7 protein-coding genes and 1 pseudogene are annotated in these 6234 nt (G+C 74.5%); 2 read left to right on the forward strand and 6 right to left on the reverse strand.

The window, feature by feature from the left end:
* From NH602_RS26795 to NH602_RS26810, 4 genes are all read right to left on the reverse strand, one after another.
* Positions 1–509 (reverse strand): hypothetical protein (locus tag NH602_RS26795; RefSeq protein WP_253069229.1); only part of this gene is annotated, 509 nt, incomplete at its 3' end.
* 23 nt (positions 510–532) lie between these two features.
* Positions 533–961 (reverse strand): hypothetical protein, encoded by a 429-nt coding sequence (locus NH602_RS26800; RefSeq protein ID WP_253069230.1) that lies wholly within the window; start codon positions 959–961, stop codon positions 533–535.
* 152 nt (positions 962–1113) lie between these two features.
* The gene (locus NH602_RS26805; protein WP_253069231.1) at positions 1114–1824 is read right to left on the reverse strand and encodes a hypothetical protein; all 711 of its coding nucleotides are present in this window, start codon (positions 1822–1824) and stop codon (positions 1114–1116) included.
* Positions 1825–1981: 157 nt separating this feature from the next.
* Complete coding sequence (locus NH602_RS26810; RefSeq protein WP_253069232.1) at positions 1982–3220, reverse strand: cytochrome P450; 1239 nt, start codon at positions 3218–3220, stop codon at positions 1982–1984.
* Positions 3221–3241: 21 nt separating this feature from the next.
* On the opposite strand from NH602_RS26810, the gene NH602_RS26815 reads away from it, so the two are divergent.
* A complete protein-coding gene (locus tag NH602_RS26815) occupies positions 3242–4171 on the forward strand; it encodes a DUF5926 family protein (RefSeq protein ID WP_253069233.1) in 930 nt (309 codons plus the stop codon).
* Positions 4172–4237: 66 nt separating this feature from the next.
* Here NH602_RS26815 and NH602_RS26820 read toward each other — a convergent pair whose 3' ends face one another.
* Both NH602_RS26820 and NH602_RS26825 read right to left on the reverse strand, forming a co-directional pair.
* Positions 4238–4774, reverse strand: a complete 537-nt coding sequence (locus NH602_RS26820; RefSeq protein ID WP_083657986.1) for a ferritin — start codon at positions 4772–4774, stop codon at positions 4238–4240.
* Positions 4775–4881: 107 nt separating this feature from the next.
* A complete protein-coding gene (locus NH602_RS26825) occupies positions 4882–5715 on the reverse strand; it encodes a CPBP family intramembrane glutamic endopeptidase (protein ID WP_253069234.1) in 834 nt (277 codons plus the stop codon).
* A 195-nt stretch (positions 5716–5910) separates the two neighbouring features.
* Here NH602_RS26825 and NH602_RS26830 point away from each other — a divergent pair.
* Positions 5911–6234: pseudogene (locus tag NH602_RS26830) on the forward strand (hypothetical protein); the annotation flags it as partial.

Consider the following 6234-nt stretch of genomic DNA (forward strand, 5'->3'; position numbering starts at 1 on the left):
GCCGGCGGCGGTGCGGGAGTGACGGGCGTGGCCGCCCAGCCCGCCGAGCCGGGGCGGACCGCCGTCGACGGGCCCGCGGTCAGCGCGGCGTCGGAGACCTCCTCCAGCAGCTTGCGGACCCGTCGCACGGCCCGGTCGGGGCCGCGCACGACCACCGACAGGGCCAGCCGCCCGCCGTGCGGGTCGGCGACGGTGCGCAGCACGTGCCGGTCCGGCCCCGCCTCCAGGACGAGCCCGAGCCGCCCGCCCGCATTCGGGGCGAGAGCCAGCGCGATCCGGACGAGCTCGGCGTGCGCCGCACCGCGGACCTCGTCGCGGTGGTCGTGGGCCGCGGGGACGCCCCGGCCCGTCCGCCCGACGGCGGTGTCGGGCCCGCAGACGTCGAGGACCATCCCGCTGTCCACGTCGAGCAGGGCCGCCGAGCGGATCCGCGGGTCGAAGAACAGCGGCCCCAGTACGGCGGCCAGCCCGTCGGTGCGTACGGCGACGGCGTGCCGGTGACGTCCCATCGGTCGTGTGGGTCGCTGGGGCCTCAGCGCTGGGCGGGGAAGAACGCCTGGCCCTGCTGCTGCGGCGCACCGGCCTGCGGCGAGGTCATCGCGAACTGCTGCTCGATGACGCGCAGGTCGCGGCGGGCCATCGCCAGGTTGGCCTGGGCGCGGTTGAGTACGAGGTAGAAGAACAGCTGCTCGTCGGTGCCGCGGATGATCCGGATCAGGTGGTACTGGGTGTCGAGGGTGATCAGGATGTCCTCGATGGTCTCGCGCAGGCCCAGCTTCTGCATGACCTCGAGCTTGGTCCGGACGACCTCGGAGTTCCCGGGCGCGGCGACGTCGAGGTCGAACTCGGGGCTGCCCCCGCGCGACCCCAGGGTCATGCCGCTGTCGAAGTCGACGATCGCGACCGCGAACGCGCCCTTGATGTTGGCGGCCATGTCCAGGGAACGATCGATGTTGTTCATCTCAAGAGCCTTCCGCGCGGCAGCCGCCGCGACGATCTCGGGGAGCCCGCGCCGCGATCCCGTTCCGCATTCCGCGGAAATTGATCTCAGTATTTTACGGCGCCGGGGCGGACAACGATAACGCGCAATTCCGGAGCGTCAACACCCCGTCGTCACCGTGTGCTCGACGACGGGTCCAGACGGCGCAGCGCGGCGAGGATCCGGGCCATGGTGCCCAGGTCGTCGGCCCACCGGCCGCCCTCGGGTACGGCTCCGGCGTGCGCGTCGTCACGGCCGGCCGCGGGAGGGGGCTCGGACGGCTCGGCGGGGCCGGGCGCGCGTCGGGGGAGCGGGACGGCCGGTCCCGGGGTGCGCTCGGCGTCCGGTACCGGTGACGGTCTCGGTACCGCGATCGTCGCCGGTGCGGTGTCCGTGGGCCCGGCCGGCGACATGACGGGCGCGGCGGGTCGGGCCGGCATCACCGGACGTGCCGGGGCCGCGGCCGGGTCGGCAGTAGGTGCCGTGACCTGCGGAGCCGTCCGCGCCGGGGGTGTTGCGGGTGCGCGCAGTGCCCGCCGGAGGAGCGCGACCGGGCTGCCGGACCGGTCGAGGTGGGCGTAGGCGAGCAGCGTGGCCGCGCCGTCGCGGGGCAGCGCCCGCAGGAGGTGGTGGTCGCCCTCCCGGGTGGTGATCACCGCGTCCTCGAACACCGGTCCCTCGGCGACGACCTGCGCGGCGCCCCAGCCGAGCACCTCGGCGAGGCCGGGCACGGCACGCCCGCCGGCGTCCGCGACGATCTCGCCCGTGGTGGGGTCGGCGACGCAGGCGTACCCCGTCCCCGGCACGCCGAGAACGGTCCGCAGCAGTTCCGACCACGATTCCATCGTCGTCGATTCCACCACGTCGCCCGATGGTCGTCGACGTCGGTTCCGGTCGTTCCCGACGTCCCTTTTCCGTCGCTGATTGCGCGGCGCCGTCGACAATTCGCCGACGGCTCCCAGGAATGGACCGTTCGGCTCTCGGAGCATTGCGGCATTCGGTTCATCGGACGGTGTGGGCGGTCAGCCGCAGCTCCGCCCAGCCGCGCATGACGAACCGTGGCCGCCGGACCGGCGCGCCGTCGACGACGGCGTCGGGCAGGCGTTCCAGCAGTGCGCGCAGCACCTCGGCGATCTCCAGCCGGGCCAGCGGGGCGCCCAGGCAGTAGTGCACCCCTGCCCCGAAGCCCAGGTGGGGGTTGGGGGAGCGGCCGACGTCGAGGCGGTCGGCGTCGTCGCCGAAGACGGACGGGTCGCGCCCGGCCGCGCCGAGCAGCGTCGCGATCCGGGTGCCCGCCGGGACCGGGTGGCCGGCCACCGTGGTGTCGACGACGGCGGTCCGCTCGAACAGCTGCAGCGGTGCGTCGAAGCGGATCAGCTCCTCGACGGCCGTTCCGACCAGTCCGGGGTCGTCGAGCAGCCGCTGCCACTGGTCCGGGTGCCGTAGCAGGGCGTGCACGCCGTTCCCGACGACGTTGACCGTCGCCTCGTGCCCGGCCATCAGGAGCAGCACTGCGGTGCCGACGAGCTCGTCCTCGTCGAGCCGGACGGACGGCGACCCGGCGTCCCGGACGGCGAGCAGGTCGGTGATCAGGTCCGGTCCCGTGCCGGTGTCCCCGGCGGGGGCGGCGCGGCCGGACCGGCGCTCGTCGACCAGTTCCCGCAGCAGCGCCGTGAAGTCGGCCGACGCCCGCTCGGCCGCGCGACGGCCGTCGTCGCCGGGGTCGGGCTCGTACATCCGCACGATCGCGTCGGACCAGTCCCGCAGCGGCGCCCGGCGGTCCTCCGGCACGCCGAGCAGGTCGGCGATCACGGCGACCGGCAGCGGTGCGGCGACGAGCTCCACCAGGTCGGCGGGGACGTCGTCGCGGATGCGGGCCACCAGGTCGTCCACCAGGGCCCCGGCCCGCGCCCGCACCAGCGGGGCCAGCCGCTCGGTGTGGCCACGGGCGAACGCCGAGGCCACCAGGCGTCGCAGCCGGGTGTGCGGCTCGCCCTCACGCTCCAGCAGCGAGTTGCGGTGCAGCAGGTTGAACGCGGCCAGCTCGGCCGCGGGCACGGCGTCGGACCAGATGCGGCCCAGGCCGCGGTCGCGCAGCACGGCGGAGCAGGCCGCGTGCGTCACCGCGACCGGGACGCCCAGACCGGGGTGGTCGTGGACCGGCCCGGCGGCGCGCAGGGCGGCGTAGGCGGGGTAGGGGTCGGCGAGGAAACCGGGGTCGGCCGGATCGAAGACATGCACGACCCGCTACCTTGCCCGGCGATGGGTAAGAAGACGCGCAACCGTGCCAGCACCGCCGACGCGGGGGACAACCCGCGCCGGCCGTGCCCCTGCGGCTCCGGCAAGCGGTACAAGGCCTGCCACGGCGCCGGTGACGACGTGATCGTCATCCGGCCGTTCGAGGGCCTCGCGGCGGAGCCCGACCTCGTCGCCATGCGGGAGTTCCTCCCGTCGGCGACGGCGGCCCTCCCGGTCCGCTCCGGCGGTCCGGTCACGCTGGCCTCGGTGCTGCCGGGCGCGTCCGCCGCGATCGTGCGCGACAACGGCGAGGTCCTGCTCGGCATGCAGGTCCAGACCCGCTCCGGGGACCTCTCGGCCGACCTGGCCGGGGCGCTCGCCTGGGCGCGCTCGGCCGAGCCGGGATCGTCGCTGCCGGTCGTCGGCGCCGGGCGGCACACCGGCGAGCGACTGCAGGACGTGCTGGAGCCCGGCACGCCGCTGGAGCCGACGGTGCACGCCGACTTCGCGTGGTGGCTGCCGTCGGAGAGCCCGGACCCCGAGGCCCAGGCGATGCTGGAGCGTGCCAACTCGGTGATCATGCCGACCGAGGCGGTCACCGCCGACGGCGTGCGCGGCGCGTACTGGGTCGACACCGGGTCCAAGGCGCACGTGCGCTGGGTGCGGACCGAGGACGAGACGACGCTGATGGCGGCGCTGGCGCGGCTGTCCGGCCAGGGCGGCCTGGAGCTGGGCGAGGGTTCCCGCTACGCCGGGTCGTTCCGGGCGCACGGGCTGCTCGTGCCGGTCTGGGACGTCGACCGGGAGATGCACTCCTCGGAGTGGGCGGGTCCCGCCGCGGAGTTCGCGAAGCGGCTCGACGAGGCGGTGGCCGGGCTGGACTCCACGCCGCTGACCGAGTCCGAGCACCGGGCGCGCGACGTGCTCGCGGGCAAGCAGATCACCCTGCGCTAGACGGCCGCGGGCCCCGGCGCTCCCGCGAGGAGCGCCGGGGCCCGCGGCGGACCGACGTAGGGGTTCCTACAGGGCGCCGCCCGCGGCGGCCGGGGCGGTCGCGTCGGCGGCGTCGCCGCGCGCGAGCTCGCGGGCCACGAAGTCCTCGACGTGGAACAGGTCGTCGCCGGCGCGGCGGACGATGGTGAGCAGCGTCGTCATCGAGGCGACCTCCTCCACCTGCTCCTTCAGGAACCACTGCAGGAACTGCTCGCCGAGGTAGTCGTCCTCGTCGCGGGCGGTGCGGGCCAGCGTGGTGATCTGCTCGGTGACCTGCTTCTCCTGGGTCAGCGCGAGCTGCACGAGCTCCTCGACCGAGGCGAAGTCGTTCTGCACCTCGCCGACCGAGGGGATGGTTGCCGTGAGGTCGTTGTCCAGCTGGTACTGGACCATCATCATCGCGTGGTTGCGCTCCTCGACGGCCTGCGCGTAGAAGTGCGCGGCCAGCTGCGGGAGGTCGGCGTCGTCGAGCCAGACGGCGATCGCGAGGTACTGCTGGGCGGCGGTGAACTCGCTGCGGACCTGGTCGCGGAGCAGGGCGTGGAACTTCGATTCGTCGGTCATGTCCTCCAGGTTAGCGACTGGCGACGTTTCCTGGAACGGCTCCAGAAAGGGTATCCGTCTCAGTTGGACAGGGTCACCTTTCCGCTGGTGAGGGCCGCTTTCCCGGGTCAGAACGGAAGCACGCCACCGAGCAGTGCGTACCCCACGAACGCCACGACGTCGATCAGCAGATGGGCGCCCACGAGCGGCCACAGCCGGTTCGTCCGCTGCCAGTAGCGCGCGAACACCAGACCCATGACGAGGTTGCCGACGAACGCGCCGATCCCCTGGTAGAGGTGGTAGCACCCGCGGAGGGCGGCGGCCGCGAACGCCGACCGGTTCTCCGACCAGCCGAGCCGCCGCAGCCGGGTGAGCAGGTAGCCGATCATGACGACCTCCTCCGCCCAGGAGTTCGCCGCCGCGGACAGCACCAGCACCGGGATCCGCCACCACTGGTCGGTCAGCGTGCTGGGCGCGACGTCCGGGGTGATCCCGGCGAGCCGTCCGACCAGGTAGAGCCCCAGCCCGGGGAGGCCGATCAGCGCGGCCAGGCCCGCGGAGTGCGCCGCGTCGCGCCACGGCCGCCGCCCGTCGAGCCCGACCCGGCGCAGCGCGATGCCCGCCCGCAGCAGCAGGTAGGCGGCCAGCGCGCCCCATCCGGCCAGCTGCAGCGCGCGGACCAGCTGGAACGCGAGGTCGATCCAGGCGTCGGTGGACGCGGGCGCGTTCAGGGTGACCTGCTGGTCGGCCAGCGGCGCGGGGTTCAGCAGGGCCTCGAGCAGCGACAGCGCGCTGCGCACCGCGGACAGGCCCAGCGTCACGGTCAGGACGACGGCGATCTCCAGGCCGATCAGCCGTCGCTCGCGGGGGTCGGTGGCGACGCCCGGGAAGGACGGGGGCGCCGGGCTCAGCCAGTCCCGCAGGGCCCCACGCGGTCGTGCCGGGACCGGTCCGCTCGTCATGGGCCGATCATCGCACCGGGTGTCGGAGGGCTCCGCGGGCCGAATCGCGGGGTTGCGGGTGGGGCGTGGGCAGGTGATCCGATCGGGCGGGCGAGGGACCACCGGGCGGTCGGGGGACCACCGGACGGGCGAGTGACCGAGCGCTCGTCGGGGCGCGGCCGTCGCCATGCCGGGGTGCGTACCCTGGTCGGCGTGATGCGGCTGCTGCTGTCCCCGAGGTGGATGGTCTGGCACGTCCTCACACTCGGCGCGATGGTCACCTGCACCTGGCTGGCCATCTGGCAGTGGGGACGTGCGGGGTCGGCGATGGGCTCGGCCCTCAACGTGGGCTACGGCCTGCAGTGGCCGCTGTTCGCCGTCTTCTTCGGCGTCATGTGGTGGCGCTTCCTCAGCATGGAGATCGCCGACCTGCGGGCGGCGGGCGCGGCCGGACCCGGCGGGGCCGCGGGGGCGCCGGACAGGGCGCCGTCGGCTGCGGAGGCACCCGTCGCCGGGTCGGGGACGCCGGTCGCGGGGACC

This window comes from Pseudonocardia sp. McavD-2-B (assembly GCF_024124365.1).
Lineage (GTDB): Bacteria > Actinomycetota > Actinomycetes > Mycobacteriales > Pseudonocardiaceae > Pseudonocardia > Pseudonocardia alni.